Annotated in this window: 15 protein-coding genes; 12 read left to right on the top strand and 3 right to left on the bottom strand. The window is 67.0% G+C overall.

The window, feature by feature from the left end:
• Positions 1–167: 167 nt before the first annotated feature.
• The 9 genes from ACTHJF_RS00910 (at position 168) to ACTHJF_RS00870 (ending at position 11,129) form a co-directional block, all read left to right on the top strand.
• Positions 168–1,469: an ABC transporter permease gene (locus ACTHJF_RS00910; protein WP_440265403.1), complete on the top strand. Its 1,302-nt coding sequence runs from the start codon at positions 168–170 to the stop codon at positions 1,467–1,469.
• Positions 1,470–1,480: 11 nt separating this feature from the next.
• Positions 1,481–2,749, top strand: coding sequence for an ABC transporter permease (locus ACTHJF_RS00905; RefSeq protein WP_440265402.1), 1,269 nt, complete (start codon positions 1,481–1,483; stop codon positions 2,747–2,749).
• Between the two features lie 67 nt (positions 2,750–2,816).
• A complete protein-coding gene (locus ACTHJF_RS00900) occupies positions 2,817–4,604 on the top strand; it encodes a DUF885 domain-containing protein (protein WP_440265401.1) in 1,788 nt (595 codons plus the stop codon).
• 582 nt (positions 4,605–5,186) lie between these two features.
• Entirely contained in the window at positions 5,187–6,527 is a 1,341-nt protein-coding gene (locus ACTHJF_RS00895) for a sigma-54-dependent transcriptional regulator (RefSeq protein ID WP_440265400.1), read from the top strand.
• 108 nt (positions 6,528–6,635) lie between these two features.
• Positions 6,636–6,974 (top strand): hypothetical protein, encoded by a 339-nt coding sequence (locus ACTHJF_RS00890; protein ID WP_440265399.1) that lies wholly within the window; start codon positions 6,636–6,638, stop codon positions 6,972–6,974.
• Between the two features lie 22 nt (positions 6,975–6,996).
• On the top strand, positions 6,997–8,388 hold the full coding sequence (locus ACTHJF_RS00885) for a sensor histidine kinase (RefSeq protein ID WP_440265398.1): 1,392 nt from the start codon (positions 6,997–6,999) through the stop codon (positions 8,386–8,388).
• Positions 8,389–8,439: 51 nt separating this feature from the next.
• Positions 8,440–9,384 carry an SPFH domain-containing protein gene (locus tag ACTHJF_RS00880; RefSeq protein ID WP_440265397.1) on the top strand — a complete coding sequence of 315 codons (945 nt, stop codon included), beginning with the start codon at positions 8,440–8,442 and terminating at the stop codon, positions 9,382–9,384.
• A gap of 18 nt (positions 9,385–9,402) precedes the next feature.
• On the top strand, positions 9,403–9,849 hold the full coding sequence (locus ACTHJF_RS00875) for an NfeD family protein (RefSeq protein ID WP_431635923.1): 447 nt from the start codon (positions 9,403–9,405) through the stop codon (positions 9,847–9,849).
• Complete coding sequence (locus tag ACTHJF_RS00870; RefSeq protein WP_440265396.1) at positions 9,846–11,129, top strand: threonine/serine ThrE exporter family protein; 1,284 nt, start codon at positions 9,846–9,848, stop codon at positions 11,127–11,129. Before ACTHJF_RS00875 ends, ACTHJF_RS00870 begins: the two co-directional genes overlap by 4 nt.
• Before the next feature lie 60 nt (positions 11,130–11,189).
• Here ACTHJF_RS00870 and ACTHJF_RS00865 read toward each other — a convergent pair whose 3' ends face one another.
• From ACTHJF_RS00865 to ACTHJF_RS00855, 3 genes are all read right to left on the bottom strand, one after another.
• On the bottom strand, positions 11,190–11,516 hold the full coding sequence (locus ACTHJF_RS00865; protein WP_440261358.1) for an H-NS histone family protein: 327 nt from the start codon (positions 11,514–11,516) through the stop codon (positions 11,190–11,192).
• Between the two features lie 437 nt (positions 11,517–11,953).
• The gene (locus tag ACTHJF_RS00860) at positions 11,954–13,651 is read right to left on the bottom strand and encodes a proline--tRNA ligase (RefSeq protein ID WP_440265395.1); all 1,698 of its coding nucleotides are present in this window, start codon (positions 13,649–13,651) and stop codon (positions 11,954–11,956) included.
• A 78-nt stretch (positions 13,652–13,729) separates the two neighbouring features.
• Positions 13,730–14,155: a DUF4124 domain-containing protein gene (locus ACTHJF_RS00855; protein ID WP_440265394.1), complete on the bottom strand. Its 426-nt coding sequence runs from the start codon at positions 14,153–14,155 to the stop codon at positions 13,730–13,732.
• Between the two features lie 111 nt (positions 14,156–14,266).
• Here ACTHJF_RS00855 and pssA point away from each other — a divergent pair, with 111 nt between their 5' ends.
• From pssA to rimI, 3 genes are read left to right on the top strand one after another with little or no spacing between them, the layout of a single operon-like run.
• Positions 14,267–15,046, top strand: a complete 780-nt coding sequence (gene pssA / locus ACTHJF_RS00850) for a CDP-diacylglycerol--serine O-phosphatidyltransferase (protein WP_440265393.1) — start codon at positions 14,267–14,269, stop codon at positions 15,044–15,046.
• Positions 15,046–15,540 carry a hypothetical protein gene (locus ACTHJF_RS00845; RefSeq protein WP_440265392.1) on the top strand — a complete coding sequence of 165 codons (495 nt, stop codon included), beginning with the start codon at positions 15,046–15,048 and terminating at the stop codon, positions 15,538–15,540. The genes pssA and ACTHJF_RS00845 overlap by 1 nt, the downstream gene beginning before the upstream one ends.
• A gap of 2 nt (positions 15,541–15,542) precedes the next feature.
• Positions 15,543–16,022: a ribosomal protein S18-alanine N-acetyltransferase gene (rimI, locus tag ACTHJF_RS00840; RefSeq protein WP_440265391.1), complete on the top strand. Its 480-nt coding sequence runs from the start codon at positions 15,543–15,545 to the stop codon at positions 16,020–16,022.
• The last annotated feature ends 140 nt before the right edge of the window (positions 16,023–16,162 follow it).

Genomic DNA, 16,162 nt, shown 5'->3' with positions numbered 1-16,162 from the left:
GGAGGCGGCCGTGCCACCGGTTGTGGCGACCCGATCGGTGTATGCGCTATGAACCCGTAGGAGCCCGCTCGGGGGGGTTGCTTGTGGCTTTCGATGGGGATCAGGGGCAAAGGCATCGCTCGCGAGCGGGCTCCTACGGTTGAGGTCCAGGGAAACGGAGGAAGGGAATGCTCGGCTACTACACGGAGCTGGCGCTGCGCAGCCTAAGGCGCAGCCCGATCGTCACCGCGTTGATGGTGCTGGCGATCGGGCTGGGCATCGGGGCGTCGATGACGATGCTTACGGTGCTCAACGCCATGACGCGCGATCCGCTGCCGGAGCGCAGTGAACATATCTATCGGCCCCGCCTCAATCCGTTGCCGCTGGATTATCAGTATGAACCCGGTACGGTCGGCGGCCCCACCACGGCACTGACCTGGCCCGATGCGAAGGCGTTGCTGGATGCGCATAGGGGCGTGCGTCAGGCAGCGATGGCGCGTGGTTACCTGACGGCACGGTCTGAGCAATCGGGTACCGCTCCCAAAACGGCGGCCGGCAGTTTCACCACGCATGATTTTTTCGCCATGTTCGGCGTGCCCTTCGTGGCCGGTCATGCTTGGTCAGGACAGGACGATGCCGATGCGGCACCGGTAGTGGTGGTGGCCAGGAAGCTGGCCGAACGATTGTTTGGAACCGCAGCGGCCGTGGGCAGGACAGCCCATCTGGGGAACCATGATTTCCAGGTGATCGGTGTGATCGAAGACTGGCATCCGCAGCCTTTGTTCTACGCCATCATCGGCACCAATTTCGATGATGGCGACGAGTTCTTTCTGCCCTTGTCCACGTCCATGTCCCTGCACCTGGACCACAACTGGGACAACGGCTGGGGCAAGGATGAGTCGCCGACCAGTCCAACGGTGAGCTGGTTGTCGTTCTGGGTACAGCTCGATAGCCCCGCGCAGGTGAGTGCGTATCGGCATTACCTGGTCGACTACTCGGCACGGCAGAAGGAGCTTGGGCGCTACGAGCGTCCCGCGAGCGAGGCCAAACTGTATGGCCTGATGGATTGGTTGCGTCACGAAGGTCTGGTGCCCAACGATGTGATGCTGCAGACCTGGCTGGCGCTGGGCTTCTTGTTCGTCTGCCTGGTCAACATCGTGGCCCTGCTGCTGGCCAAGTTCCTGCGAAAAGGCGGGGAGATCAGCGTGCGGCGGGCCTTGGGCGCGCGCCGGCGCGATGTCTTTCAGCAGCTGGGAGTGGAGTCGGCGCTGCTTGGGCTGGCCGGCGGTGCGCTGGGCGTCGGCCTGGCCGAGTTGGGGCTCTGGACGGTGCGTCAGCGGCCCAACGATTACGCCCATCTGGCGCGAATGAATGGCGCCATGTTGGTTGAATCCGTCGTGCTGGCCATCGTCGTCAGCCTGCTGGCCGGCCTGTTGCCGGCGTGGCGGGCCTGCCGCATTTCGCCGGCCTTGCGACTGAAAGCGCTATAGGAAAGATGGCGATGCAGCTGAAACCGATACTTGCCTCGCTCAGGCACCATAAGCTGACCGCGCTGCTGCTGATGCTGCAGGTAGCCTTCAGCTGCGCCATCGTCACCAATGCGGTGTTTCTGATCGTCCAGCGGGTACAGCGAGTGACCACGCCGAGCGGACTGGACGAGCGCGCCCTGTCGCTGGTGACAGTCAGCGACCTCGATGCCGGAGCCAATCCACTGGCCCTGCACAAGGCCGACCTTGCAGCACTGCGCCAGTTGCCTGGGGTCGGGTCGGCGGCGCTGATCAGCAATGTGCCCTTTTCGAACAGTGAACACAGCTCAGGCGGTTGCACCTCGCTTGCAGCCGTCCAGGCCGCCATGAAAGCGCAGTCCCTCAAAGTACCGGGCTGTGCGAATGCGGATGTCTACTCCGGTACCCCCGGCACGCTGGACACGCTGGGCCTGAAGCTGGTGGCTGGGCGGATGTTCAATGCGGACGAGTACATGCCGGGCAAGCCGCCCGGCCAGTCCGTTTCGGTATCGGCGATGATCGTTACTCAAGGGTTTGCGCGGCACCTGTATCCCGAACATCCCGATCAGGTGGTGGGCCGTGACGTGTATTTCGATCACGGACTGATGAAGGGCCAGCCGACCCGTATCGTGGGTGTGGTCGCGCACCTGCATCAGGCCAACGTGTCCGGAGATGGCAACGACGACCAGTCGGCGCTGCTGCCGGTGGAGCCGAACGAGGCGCGGGCCCTGTTCGCCTTGCGCAGCACGCCTTCGCAACGGACCAGCGTGATGAAGGCGGCGGTGGCCGCGCTCAACAAGCGCAATCCCGGCCGCCAGGTTTCCGCCGACGATGCGCAAACCTATGCGCACATGCGTGCCAGCTACTTTCAAGGCGACACCACCATGATCGGCTTGTTGCTGGCATCGGCGCTGGGGCTGCTTTTTGTCACCGCACTGGGTATCGCCGGACTGGCCAGCTTCTGGGTGCAGCAGCGCACGCGCACCATCGGGATCCGCCGGGCCATTGGCGCCACGCGCGGCGACATCCTTCGCTATTTTCAGGCCGAGAATTCGCTCATCGTGGGCGCGGGTGTTCTGTCAGGTCTGGTGCTCGCCGTCGCCCTCAATCTGTTGCTGATGAAGCGCTATGAGCTGCCTCGCCTGCCGTTGTGGTACCTGCCGCTGGGAGCATTCGCGCTGTGGACGCTGGGCCAGCTGGCGGTCCTCGCCCCGGCGCTGCGCGCCTCGCGCGTGCCGCCGGTGGTGGCGACACGCAGCGTGTGAGTAGCGGGGCATCCGACGGCGCCCCGGTTCGGGCAGAATCGGGGTTCTTGCCAGGGAGAGTGTCACGATGAAGAAGCTGCCTTTGATGATGGCGCTAAGCCTGTCGGCCGCGGGCGCCATGGCTCCGCTCGCGGTGTCGGCCACCATGCAATCGGACGTGGCCACGCGCGTGGCAGCGCAGAACGCGCTGCTGGACGAGCAGTGGCAGCACACGCTGAAGAACTCGCCGGAGTTCGCCACCATCCTGGGCGATCTGCGCTACAACGACCGCTGGAGCGACATGTCGCTGGCGCATGCCAAGGCCGAGTACGCGTGGGCGGGCGACTTCCTGCGCCGTTTCCAGGCGATCGACACGACCGGCTTTTCCGACAGCGACAAGCTCAACCACGAACTGATGGTTCGCCAGCTTTCCGACGCCCGCCAGGCGCATGAGCTGAAGCTGGACGAGATGCCGATCGACCAGATGAGCGGCATCCACCTGGAGCTGGCCGGCTTTGTCAGCTCCATCCCGTTCGACAACACCAGGCAGTATGAGGATTACCTGGCGCGTCTGAAGGCGGTGCCGGTGGGGTTTGATCAGGTGATCGGCGTGGCCAGGCAGGGCCTGCGCGACGGCATGATGCCGCCGAAGTATCTGCTGGAGGCGGTGGTCAAGCAGATCGATGCGATCGGCGCGCCGGCGGGCATGGACAGCGTGTTCGCCGAGCCGTTGAAGCATTTTCCGGCGTCGGTGCCGGCGGCCGATCAGGCGCGGCTGAAGGCGGCGATTCTGGCCGCGATCGACCAGGACGTGCGACCGGCCTACGGCAAGCTCAAGAACTTCGTCGCCACGGATTACGCGCCGCACGGTCGCGCCCAGCCGGGCGTGTGGGACCTCCCCAACGGCGAGGCGATCTACCGCTTCGACGTGAAGCAGATGACCACCACCGACAAGACGCCCGCCGAGATCCACCAGCTCGGTCTGGACGAGGTGGCGCGCATCGAAGGCGAGATGACCAAGATCGCCAAGGCCCAGGGCTTCAAGGATCTGGCCAGCTTCCGCGCCTCGCTCAAGAGCAACCCTAAGACCCACGCCACCTCGCGCGAGGACATCCTCAACCGCTACCGCGGATTCCTGGCACAGATGCAGCCCGAGCTGCCCAAGCTGTTCGGCCTGCTGCCCAAGACCGAGGTGGTGGTGAAGCCGGTGGAGGCGTTCCGCGAGAAGGAAGCGGCGGCCGCCGAGTACCACCAGGGCACGCCTGACGGCTCGCGGCCGGGGCAGATCTTCGTCAACACCGGCGACTTCGCCAACCGCAGCGTGCTGACCATCGAGTCGACCGCGTACCACGAGGGCATTCCCGGCCATCACATGCAGATTTCGATCGCGCAGACGCTGCCCAAGCTGCCGCCGTTCCGCCAGCAGGGCGGCTACACCGCTTACGTGGAAGGCTGGGCGCTCTACGCCGAGCAGCTGGGCAAGGACATCGGTTTCTACACCGATCCGCTGTCCGACTACGGTCGCCTCAGCGACGAGCTGCTGCGCGCCGACCGCCTGGTGCTGGACACCGGCGTGCACTACAAGCACTGGACGCGCCAGCAGATGGTCGACTTCTTCCACGCTCACTCCAGCGAGGACGAGCCGGACGTGCAGGCCGAGACCGATCGTTACATCACCTGGCCGGGCCAGGCGCTGGCCTACAAGATGGGCGAGCTGAAGATCCTGGCGCTGCGCACCAAGGCGAAGCAGGAACTGGGCGACAAGTTCGACATCCGCGCCTTCCACGACGCTGTGCTCGACGGCGGCGCGCTGCCGCTGGACGTGCTGGAGACGCGTATCGACAAATGGATAGCGGCGCAGAAGGTCAAGGCGTGAGGTTTGGCCGTAATCCCTCTTCGCAACGCTGTCGTGGGAGAGCGAATAAAGCGCGAGGCTTGCGGATTTAGCCCTCTCCCCTGGCTTTGCCGGGGGAGAGGGTTGGGTGAGGGGGAGGCTTTTGATGTTTTCGCAGGTGCATGCGCGAAGCGAGAAGCAAGAGCAGCCCCCTCACCCCAGCCCTCTCCCCCAACGTGGTTGGGGGAGAGGGAGCACATGCAGTGAGCCTTCTCCCTGTCTCTGCCCGGGGAAAGGCCCGAGCGTGAGGCTCTCGGTTTTAGCCCTCTCCCCTGGCTCCGCCGGGGGAGAGGGTTGGGTGAGGGGGAGGCTTTTGATGTTTTCGCAGGTGCACGTGCAGAGCGAGAAGCAAGAGCAGCCCCCTCACCCCAGCCCTCTCTCCCCCAACGTGGTTGGAGGAGAGGGGGCAAATGCAGTGAGCCCTCTCCCCCGACGTGGCTGGGGTAGAGGGAGTAGATGCATGAGGCTCCGAGTGAATGTTCACTCTCCTGCATGGCCGATGCAGGTGCCTGACGCAACCCTTTTGCATGGAGCGGCATCCATGCCCGCATGTGTAGACGAAAAATGCGTACCGTACTGATCATCGACGACAACCCCTCCGTGGGCGAGGCGCTCTCGCTGGCGCTGTCGCTGCACGAGATCCGCCCGCTGGTGGCGCTCACCCCCGAGGAGGGGCTGGCGACGCTGGCGCGCGAGCAGGTGGATGTGGTGATCCAGGATATGAACTTCACCGCCGACACCACCTCGGGCGAGGAGGGTGTGGCGCTGTTCCGTGCGGTCCGCGAGCAGCATCCGGATTTGCCGGTGATCCTGCTCACCGCGTGGACGCATCTGGAAACCGCGGTGGAGCTGGTGAAGGCGGGCGCGGCCGATTACCTGGCCAAGCCGTGGGACGACGCCAAGCTGCTGGCCACGGTGGAGAACCTGCTGGAGCTGTCCGAATCCACCCGCGAGGTGGCGCGCTCGCGCAACGAGCGCCGCCGTCGCCGCGAAAGTCTGCGCAGTCGCTACGAGCTCGACGGCCTGGTATTCGCCTCCGACGCCATGGCGCAGACGCTGGAGCTGGCCTGCCAGATCGCCCGCTCCGAGGTGCCGGTGCTGATCACCGGCCCGAACGGCGCGGGCAAGGAGCGCATCGCGGCGATCATCCACGCCAACTCGGCGGTCAAGCGTGGGCCGTTCGTGGCGGTGAACTGCGGCGCGCTGCCGGGCGAGCTGATCGAGGCGGAGCTGTTCGGCGCGGAGGCCGGCGCCTACACCGGTGCGAACAAGGCGCGGGAGGGCCGCTTCGAGCTGGCCGACGGCGGTACGTTATTCCTCGACGAGATCGGCAACCTGCCGTTGCCCGGGCAGATGAAGCTGCTGCGCGTGCTGGAAACCGGACAGTTCGAGCGCCTGGGCTCCGGCCGCACCCGACATGCCAAGGTGCGCGTGCTCAGCGCCACCAACGCCGACCTCAAGGCGATGATCAAGGCCGGCACGTTCCGCGAGGATCTCTACTACCGCCTCAACGTGATCGACGTGAACCTGCCGCCGCTGGCCGAGCGCGCCGACGACATCCTGCCGCTGGCCGAGCACTTTCTCGGCGGTCGGGCCGAGCTGGGCGACGCGGCGCGCGAGGCGCTGCAGTCCTACCCGTGGCCAGGTAACGTGCGCGAACTGAAGAATGCGATCGAACGGGCGGCGCTGCTGTCGGGCGGTCGCCCGATCACGCCCGAACTGCTCAACCTGCCGGCGGTGGCGCCAAGCGCGGTGCGCAACCTGGACGAGCCCAGCCGCGAGTCGGTGGAGGCGGCGCTGGCGCGGGCCGATGGTGTGGTCAGTCGGGCGGCCCAGGCGCTGGGCCTGTCGCGGCAGGCGCTGTATCGGCGGATCGAGCGCTACGGGCTGGCGGTGAACGGCTGACCGACGTCACGCAGGTGCATTCCGGCAGTGGTCGCCGCGGCGCCCGATGGCGTAAAAAGGACGCCTGCGCCCTGCGCCCGTGCGGCGCCCATCCCCAGGAGTCGTGTCATGTCCAAGCGCCTGTTGTTGGTTCCCTTGCTCGTCATCGCCGCGGCCGGTGCCGACGTATCGGCCCAGACCGCGGCTGCGGGCAGCGACAGCTGGAGCCGTCCTGCCTCGGCCAGCTCGACCGCGCCTTCGTACGGCAACGGTTCGGGGCTGCGCGATGACTCCGGCCACAGCGGCAGCCACTTCAAGTTCAAGGAACAGCGTGATGCGCGGCCGCAGCGCAACGCCGCGCTGGAAGCCACCGGCAAGGCCGGGGTGATGGGCGGCAACCAAGTCGGCCGCGACGGACGTCCCACAGTGAGCTGCGCCCAGACGCCGATGGATCCTGCATGCCGCTGACCGCAACGGGCAGCGTGCGCGGATGAGCCGTCGCCTGCATTCGCTCGAAGGCCGGCTGAGTCTGCTGTTGTTGCTGGCCGGCCTGGTTGGCGTGCTGATCTATGCCGGCGTCACCGAATGGCCGCTGCCGCAGGCGCTGGCGTGGCTGCATGCCGACCTGAAAGTGGGCGCCGAGCCGCCGGTGCGGATGGGCTTCGTGGTGGGTCTGGTCATCTCCATGGCCGTGCTGGTGCCGATTGCGCTGTGGATGGCGGCGGTGGTGATGTCGCCCGTGAGCCGCATGCTGCGCGCGTTGGAAGGGGCGGTGGCCAGTTATCGCGATGGTGATTTCAGCATTTCCCTGGCGGTGGATCGCCGTGATGAGCTGGGCGAACTGATCGCCATGCACAACGCGCTGGGGCAGACCCTGCGCGATCAGCGCCAGCACCTGGTGCAGCGCGAGCTGTTGCTGGACACGGTGGTGCAGAACACCCCGGTAGCGCTGGTACTCACCGACGCCAGCGGCCGCGTGGCGTACGCCAATATCGCCGCGCGGCACCTGTTCAACGAGGGGCGCAGCCTGCACGGCCTGGTGTTCGCCGACGTGCTGGCCGACGCGCCCAAGGTGATGCGCGAGGCGGTCGAGCATGGCGAGGATGCCCTGCTCACGGTGGAAATGGACAACAGCGAGGAGACCTTCCACATCTCCCAGCGCGCGTTCCGCCTGCAGGGGCGGCCGCACCGGCTGCAGCTGTTCCGGCGCATGACGCGCGAGCTGTCGCGGCAGGAAGTGGCGAGCTGGAAGCGGGTGATCCGAGTGATCAGCCACGAACTCAACAACTCGCTGGCGCCGATTTCCTCGCTGGCGCACTCGGGCGCCGAGCTGGCCCGTCGCGGCGAGACCGAGCGCCTGCCCGGCGTGTTTGCCACCATCGGTGAGCGGGCGCGCCACCTGCACGGCTTCATCGCCGGCTACGCCAGTTTTGCCAAGCTGCCGGCGCCGCGCAAGGCGGCCATCGCCTGGGCGCCGTTCCTGGAGGGGCTGGCGTTGCACTGCCGCTTCCGTCTGGTCGGCGCGGCGCCGGAGCAGCCGGGCTGGTTCGACGCGGCCCAGGTGGAGCAGGTGCTGATCAACCTGATCAAGAACGCGCACGAGGCCGGCGGACCGGAAGACGAGGTGACGCTGGCGCTGCAGGTGCTCGGCCGCGACCTGCGCATCGAGGTGGCCGACCGTGGCCCCGGCATGAGCGAGACCGTGCTGGCGCAGGCGCTGCTGCCGTTCTACTCCACCAAGCGCGCCGGCACCGGGCTGGGCCTGGCGCTGGCCCGCGAGATCGCCGAGGCGCACGGTGGGCGCATCAGCCTGGCCAATCGCGAGGGTGGTGGACTGCAGGTGAGCATGATGCTGCCACTGGCGACGCCGCGGGAGGTTTGACCGCCACGGCGCTCGCCTATACTCCGGTCTTCATCGGAAGAGGGGGTAGTCATGGGGCAGATTCTCGCGCTGGTCATCGTCGTCGTGGTGGTGATCGGCATCGCCAAACTCGTCCGCATCGTTCCGCAGGGATACGAGTGGACGGTGGAAACCTTCGGCAAGTACACGCGCACGCTCACGCCGGGGCTGCATTTCCTGATTCCCATCTACCAGGCCGTCGGCCGCAAGATGAACATGATGGAGCAGGTGCTGGACGTGCCAAGCCAGGACGTGATCACCAAGGACAACGCGGTGGTGCGTGTCGATGGCGTGGTGTTCTATCAGGTGCTCGACGCGTCCAAGGCGGCGTATGAAGTATCCAACCTGGAGCAGGCCTCCCTGGCACTGGTGATGACCAACATCCGCACCGTGCTCGGCTCGCTCGACCTGGACGAGAGCCTGAGCCAGCGCGACGCAATCAACGCCAAGCTGCTGCGCGTGGTGGACGAGGCGACCCACCCGTGGGGCGTCAAGGTCAACCGCATCGAGATCAAGGACATCGCCCCGCCGCGCGACCTGATCGACGCGATGGCGCGGCAGATGAAGGCCGAGCGCGAGAAGCGCGCCAACATCCTCGACGCCGAAGGCTTCCGTCAGGCGGCGATCCTGAAGGCCGAGGGCGAGAAGCAGTCGGTGATCCTGGCCGCCGAGGGCGAGAAGGAGGCCGCGTTCCGCGCCGCCGAGGCGCGCGAGCGCTCGGCCGAGGCCGAGGCCAAGGCGACCCAGATGGTTTCCGACTCGATCGCCAACGGCAACGTCAACGCGCTCAACTACTTCGTCGCCAACAACTACGTCGAGGCGCTGAAGGAAATGGCCAAGTCGCCCAACCAGAAGATGCTGCTGCTGCCGATCGAAGCCACCGGCATCCTCGGGTCGCTGGCCGGCATAGCCGAGCTGGCGAAGGATTCGCTCGGCCAGCAAGCCAAGGCCGGCGTGATCCAGCCGCCGCCGCGCTGAGCCATCGGGAGACAGGCCATGTGGGATCTTTCGGCGCATTACCTGTGGTGGATCCTCGCCCTGCTGCTGATCGCAGGCGAGGTGCTGCTGCCGGGCTATTTCATGTTGTGGATCGGCCTGGCCGCCGCGGCCATGGGCATCTTGCTGTGGCTGGTGCCCGGCATGGGCCTGCTGCTGCAGGCGGTACTGTTCGCCGCGCTGGCACTGGCGGCCTGTGTGCTCTACGCGCGTACGCTGCGCCCGCGCATCGAGCGCAGCACGCCCGGCAGCGAGCGGCTCAACCGCCGCGCGGCGCAGATGATCGGCCAGCGCTACGTACTCACCGAGGCCATCGTCAACGGTCGCGGCAAGGCCCGCGTGGGTGACGGCGAATGGCTGGTGGCTGGGCCGGAATTGCCGCTGGGCGCCACGGTGGAAGTGGTGGCGGTGGACGGCACCACGCTGCAGGTGCGCGCGGCCGCATGAGTGCTGCCGCGCCGGTGGTCGTGTCCGCGGACTTTTCCACCGCCGCGCTCAACACGCGCATCGGCTTCCTGGTGGAGCTGGCGCGGCGCCTGCACCAGTACGGTACCTCGGCACCGCGGCTGGAGATCGCCGTGGCCGGGGCGGCGCAGCAGATGGGGCTGGCCGCCGACGTGTGGTCCAGCCCCACCGCCATCATCATTTCCTTCTCCGACCTGGCGCAGGGCGACGAGGGCCTGGCGCAGGTGACGCAGGTGATGCGGCTGCCGCCCGGTGACGTGAACCTGGCGCGCCTGTGCGAGGCCGACGCCATCGCCGACCGCGTGATCGCCGGTGAGATCGAGCTGCGCGAGGGGTTCCGTCTGCTGCGCCTGCTCGGGCTGCCAGACACGCGACGGGCCCAGGCCAGCGTGATCGGCAGCTACGGCCTGTCCGCTGCCTGCGTGGTGGGCCTGCTGCTGCACAGTTCCTGGGCGGACTTGCTGGTGTCCGGGCTGATCGGACTGGTGATTGGCGCGATCACCATACGCTCGGCGGCGCGCCCGCGCCTGGCAGCCGCCAGCGATGCGATCTGCGCTCTGGTGGCCACCACCATCGCCATCGTGATCAGCGCCTTCGTGGTGCCGCTGGCGGTGAAGTCGGTGGTGCTGGCCGGCCTCATCGTGCTGATGCCCGGCATGTCGCTCACCACCGCGGTACGCGAGATTTCCAGCCAGCATCTGGTGTCCGGCGTGGCGCGTGTCGGTGGCGCGGTGTCCACCCTGCTCAAGCTCACCTTCGGCACCGTGGCGGCGACCCAGCTGTGCGCGGCGCTGGGCATCGATCCGGGCACATATGCACTGCCGCCCTTGCCCGGCTGGGTGGATTATCCGTCGTTGCTGCTCGGCGCACTGGGATTTTCCATTCTGTTTCGCGCCGCGCGCCGCGATTGGCCGGTGGTCATGGGCGCGGTGATCGTGGGTTATCTTGCCACGCGCTGGGGCGGACTGATTTCCGGCGCCATTCCGGGCGCCCCGTTCGGCGTTTTTTTGGGCGGCTTCCTGCTCGGCGCCACGGCGAATCTTTATGCGCGGATCATGCGTCGCCCAGGTGCGGTGATCCGCGAACCGGGGATTATCCTGCTGGTGCCCGGAAGCGTGGGTTTTCGCAGCGTCTCGTATCTGTTCGAGCGCGATACCGTGCTGGGTATGGATAGCGGCATCCTGCTCATTACCTTGCTTATCTCGCTGGTGGCCGGACTGCTGTTCGGTGACCTGCTGGTATCGCCGCGCCGATCGCTCTGAATGCAAAAACGCCGGCACGAGGCCGGCGTCTTGCATGGCGCGATACTCAGCGAGCAGCGATCAGATCGCCAGATCCTTTTCCTTCTTGCCGGCCTTCAGCGCGTCGTTGAACCAGCGCGGACGCTTGCCGCGGCCGGACCAGGTCTGCTCCGGATTGGCCGGATTGCGGTACTTCGGGGCCACCGTGGTCTTGGCGCGACGCGCCTTACCGCCGCGGGCGCCGCCGAAGATGTCGTCGAACGAATAGCCTTCGGCCTTGATCAGCGCGTGGACCTTCTCGCGCAGCTTGGCGACCTTTTCCTTGCGCAGCTCGTCTTGCCGAACCTGCGCCTTGGCGATCAGGTCATTGAGCTGATTGTGATTGAGGTTCTTGATATCAACGGCCATGGTAACTCCGCGTTGGTTTTTTTCTAATGACTGGTGTTTAAGTCGCCATTGCGGCGAGTGCGCCATCCTGATGCGGGGCAGATTCTGGCGTAACGCCAGGTTTTTTGCAAAATAACCGCGCGGATGTGATGAATGTGTCACATCCATTACTAAGCTGTCATGTCCGCTAATAAGCCTGCCGATTAGTTTGGCGCGGCTGCTTCGGTGGCGAGCGAGTGCGCGGGGACCGCCTGTGCGTGCGTTTGGCGGAGCACGCTCGGCGGTTGAGAGGGCGCATGCGGGGAGGCGTTACCACGCGTGCGGAAGCGCCTGCCCGGTGAAATCGGCGATTAATGCCGCGGTAATGCCTGGCCAATGGGGTGCGGCGGGCGACACCCCGGGTCGCGCATGAAAAAGCCGCCCGAAGGCGGCTTGATCATTGCGCATTCGCACGCGGCTCAGGCGAGCAGGGCGAACAGCTCGTCGGTGGTCAGTTGGCGGCTGTCGGCCTCGTCGCGGGCGCGGTATTCCAGCGTGCCGGCCGTGACGCCGCGCTCGCTCACCACCACGCGATGGGGAATGCCGATCAGTTCCATGTCGGCAAACATCGCGCCGGGGCGCAGGCCGCGATCGTCGAACACCACCTCGATGCCGCGTTCGGCCAGCTGCGCGTACAGCGCCTCGGCGGCGGCGGTGACCTCGGGCAGGCCCTTGGGATTGATCATGCACACGGCGATGCGCCAGGGCGCCATGGCCTCGGGCCAGCGGATGCCGGCGTCGTCGTGGCGCTGCTCGATGGCGGCGGCCACGATACGGCTGACGCCGATGCCGTAGCAGCCCATCAGCATGACCTGCGCCTTCCCCTGGTCGTCCAGTACGGTGGCCTGGAGCGCCTCGGCGTACTTGGAGCCGAGCTGGAACACGTGGCCCACCTCAATGCCGCGAGCGATCTGCAGCATGCCCAGGCCGTCCGGCGACGGATCGCCGGCCACCACCTGGCGGATGTCCTCCACCCGGGTGATGTGCGCGTCGCGTTCCCAGTTGGCGCCGGTGTAATGGGTGCCGTCCTGGTTGCCGCCGCAGACGAAGTCCGCCAGCACCGCGGCGCTGCGGTCGACGATCACCGGGATGTGCGCGGGCAGGCCGACCGGGCCGATCGATCCGGGGCGGGCACCGATCGCCGCGACGATCTCTTCCTCGCTGGCCAGCACCGACTCGCCCGGCAGCTCGGCCAGCTTGCCGGCCTTCACTTCGTTGATCTCGTGGTCACCGCGCAGGCACAGCGCGACCAGCCCGTCGCGACCCTTCACCAGCAGGGTCTTTACGCACTGCTGCGGCGACACTTTGAGGAAGGCCGACACCTCTTCGATGGTCTTCTGCCGGGGCGTGTCCACCCGGGTCAGCGTGGCCGCGGGAGCCGGCTTGGCGACCGCCGGGGCCAGCGCCTCGGCCTTCTCCACGTTGGCGGCGTAGTCCGAGCCATCGGAGAAAGCGATGATGTCTTCGCCGGATTCGGCGATCACCTGGAACTCGTGGCTGGCGTTGCCGCCGATGGCGCCGGTGTCGGCCTGCACGGCGCGGAAGGTCAGGCCCAGCCGGGTGAAGATGCGGCCGTAGGCGTCGTACATCGCCTGGTACGTCTGCGCCAGCGACTCCTGGCCCAAGTGAAAGGAGTAGGCGTCCTTCATCAGGAACTCGCGCGCCCGCATCACGCCGAAGCGCGGGCGGATCTCGTCACGGAACTTGGTCTGGATCTGGTAAAAGTTCACCGGCAGTTGCTTGTAGCTCTTCAGCTCCTGCCGGGCGAAGTCGGTGATGACTTCCTCGGCGGTGGGGGCGTAGCAGAACTCCTGCGCCTTGCGGTCGGCGATCTTCAGCAACTGGCCGCCGAATTTCTCCCAGCGCCCGGTTTCCTCCCACAGCTCGCGCGGCTGGACGGTGGGCATCAGCATTTCGATGGCGCCGGCGCGATCCATCTCCTCGCGCACCACTTTCTCCACCTTGCGCAGCACACGCAGGCCCAGCGGGCTCCAGGTGTACAGGCCGGCGGCGAGCTTGCGGATCATGCCGGCGCGCAGCATCAGCTTGTGGCTGACCAGCTCGGCTTCGGCGGGAACTTCCTTGACGGTGGCCAGGTGGAATCGGCTGAGGCGCATGCAGTGGGGATCCGGCAGTCGGGGTAAAGGCGTCGATTATGCCAGCCGCTGCCGGGTTCCGGTGGGAGCGCCGCGGCGTTACTGGCCCTGGCAATACTGGGTGTACTGGGCTTGCGCCGCGTCCAGTTGCTGCTTGCGCTCGGCGTCATTGAGCGCCTTGGGCTGGCCGCCCTGTTCCATCACCACCGGGCCGCCGCCCTTGAGCGTGTCGAGATTGCTCTTGAGCGACGCGCAGAGCTTGTTGCGGTTTTCCGGCGTGTCTTCCATCGGCGTGGGTGGCTCGTTGTTCGTCGCAGGCTCGGAGCTCGGTTCGACGGTCGGCGTCGACGGGGCGGCGATCGGTTCCACGCTGCCGCTGAGGGTGACCCGGCTGTACTTGGTGCCGGTCGGCGGCGCCGATTCGGAGTAGTGCACGGTGCCCGACGCATCGGTCCACTTGTAGGCCTGGGCGCCGGCGCTGCCGGCAGCCAGCAGCAGAAGGGCAAACAGCGCGGGACGAAGCATGGTGGATTCTCCGAAAGAGGGCATGGCTCAGGCGCTCTTGGTAGCACCGGTACGGGCCGGACTCAAGCGCCGGTGTTCTACAATGCGCGCCAGCTTTCACTGGATGGCCTCATGAGCGACGACACGCCCGTCCGACGACCGCGCCACCGCGGCATCTACCTGCTGCCGAACCTGTTCACCACCGCGGCGATGTTCTCGGGCTTCTACGCGATCGTGGCCAGCATCGGCGGGCGCTATGCCGAGGCCGCGATCGCCGTGTTCGTGGCCGCGCTGCTGGACGGCCTGGACGGTCGCGTGGCCCGCCTCACTGGCACCCAGAGCGAGTTCGGCGTGCAGTACGACTCGCTGTCGGACCTGGTCAGCTTCGGGCTGGCGCCGGCGCTGGTGCTCTACACCTGGTCGCTGTCCTCGCTGCGCGAGTACGGCGCGATGTGGGGCAAGGTGGGTTGGGCCGCGGCCTTCATCTACGCCGCCTGCGGCGCGCTGCGGCTGGCGCGCTTCAACACCCAGGTGGCAGTGATCGACAAGCGCTATTTCCAGGGTCTGGCCAGCCCAGCGGCGGCGGCCGTGTGCATGTCCTTCGTTTGGGCCATGGAAAAGACCGGCATTCCCGGCAGCACGCTGTGCTTCGTCACGCCGGTGCTGGCGGTGGTGGTGGGCCTGCTGATGGTGAGCAACTTCCGCTACTTCAGCTTCAAGTCGCTGCCGATGGGGCAGGGCGAGCGCGTGCCGTTCGTGTGGATGGTGATGCTGGTGCTGATCCTGGTGCTGCTGGCGATCGATCCGCCGCGGCTGCTGCTGGCGGTGTTCTCGCTGTACCTGCTGTCGGGGCCGGCGCTCACCGTGTGGGGCCGCGCCACGCATCGGCGCGCCCGACGGAACGCCGGGTGATGGCGGCCGTGGCGCTCGATACCCGCCGTCGTGCCGCGCTGCAGGCCATGGGCATCACGCCGTGGGTGCTGCGCCAGCGTGCCGAGGTGGAATTGGCGCCGCCTGCTGTCGATGAGGGCGTTGCGGTCGCCGTGCGCGAATCCCAGCCCCGCGGACGCTGCGTGGTGCTGCTGCCGGCCGCGGCCGAGGCGCGCGCGCTGGATCTGCTCGGCCGCGCACTGACCGCCTGTGGCGCGGAGATCGCCCGCGCCGGTCGTATCCGCGTCGCCGACGGGCAGCTTTCCGAGATGGTGCCGCACGCCGCGGTGTACCTGGTGTTCGGCCAGGCCCAGGCGCACGCGCTGGGGCGTGAACTGCCGGCAGCGGTGATGAGCGAGGCGCACATCGCGCTGGTCGATGAACCCGCTGCGCTGCTTTCCGGTGCGGACGGCAAGCGACGCCTGTGGGCGGCGCTGCGGCAGGCGCGCCGCGTCCTCGGCGCCCGGGGCGGCTAGCCATGGTCGCCGTGAGCCGGCCCGACAGCGAGATCCGCGCCATGCGCGTGCAGGATCTCGATGCGGTCGCGGCGATGGAGGCCGACTCGTACGAGTTTCCCTGGAGCCGCGGCATCTTCGCCGACTGCCTGCGCGCGGGACATCCGTGCTGGGCGCTGTGGGTGAGCGGGGAAATGGCCGGTTACGGCATCCTGTCGATCGCCGCGGGTGAGGCGCACATCCTCAACATCTGCATCGGCCAGGACTGGCGTGGCCTGGGCCTGGGCCGTCGGTTGCTGATGCGCCTGCTCGACGTGATCCGCTGGAGCGGCGCCGAGCGCGTGTTCCTCGAGGTGCGCCCGTCCAACCCGGTGGCGCAGAAGCTCTACGCCTCGATCGGCTTCACCGAGATCGCCCGTCGCCCGCGCTATTACCCCGCGCGCGACGGGCGCGAGGATGCGATCGTTATGGAACTGGTGCTGCGCGAACCCGACCCGCCCTGACACTTTATGTAGGAGCCCGGGGGGGGGGGGGGGGTTTTTGGGGGGTGGAGCAAACACGAAAAAAAAAAAAAAAGACCCCGGGGGACAAAAAAAAAAATAACCGAAATACCTATTTTTTGTGTTTGGTCTGCTTTGGCGGG

This window comes from Dyella sp., assembly GCF_051962475.1.
Lineage (GTDB): Bacteria > Pseudomonadota > Gammaproteobacteria > Xanthomonadales > Rhodanobacteraceae > Dyella_A.
The sequence above is the reverse complement of the archived record's forward strand: the minus strand, read 5'-3'. Positions and strand labels throughout refer to the sequence as shown.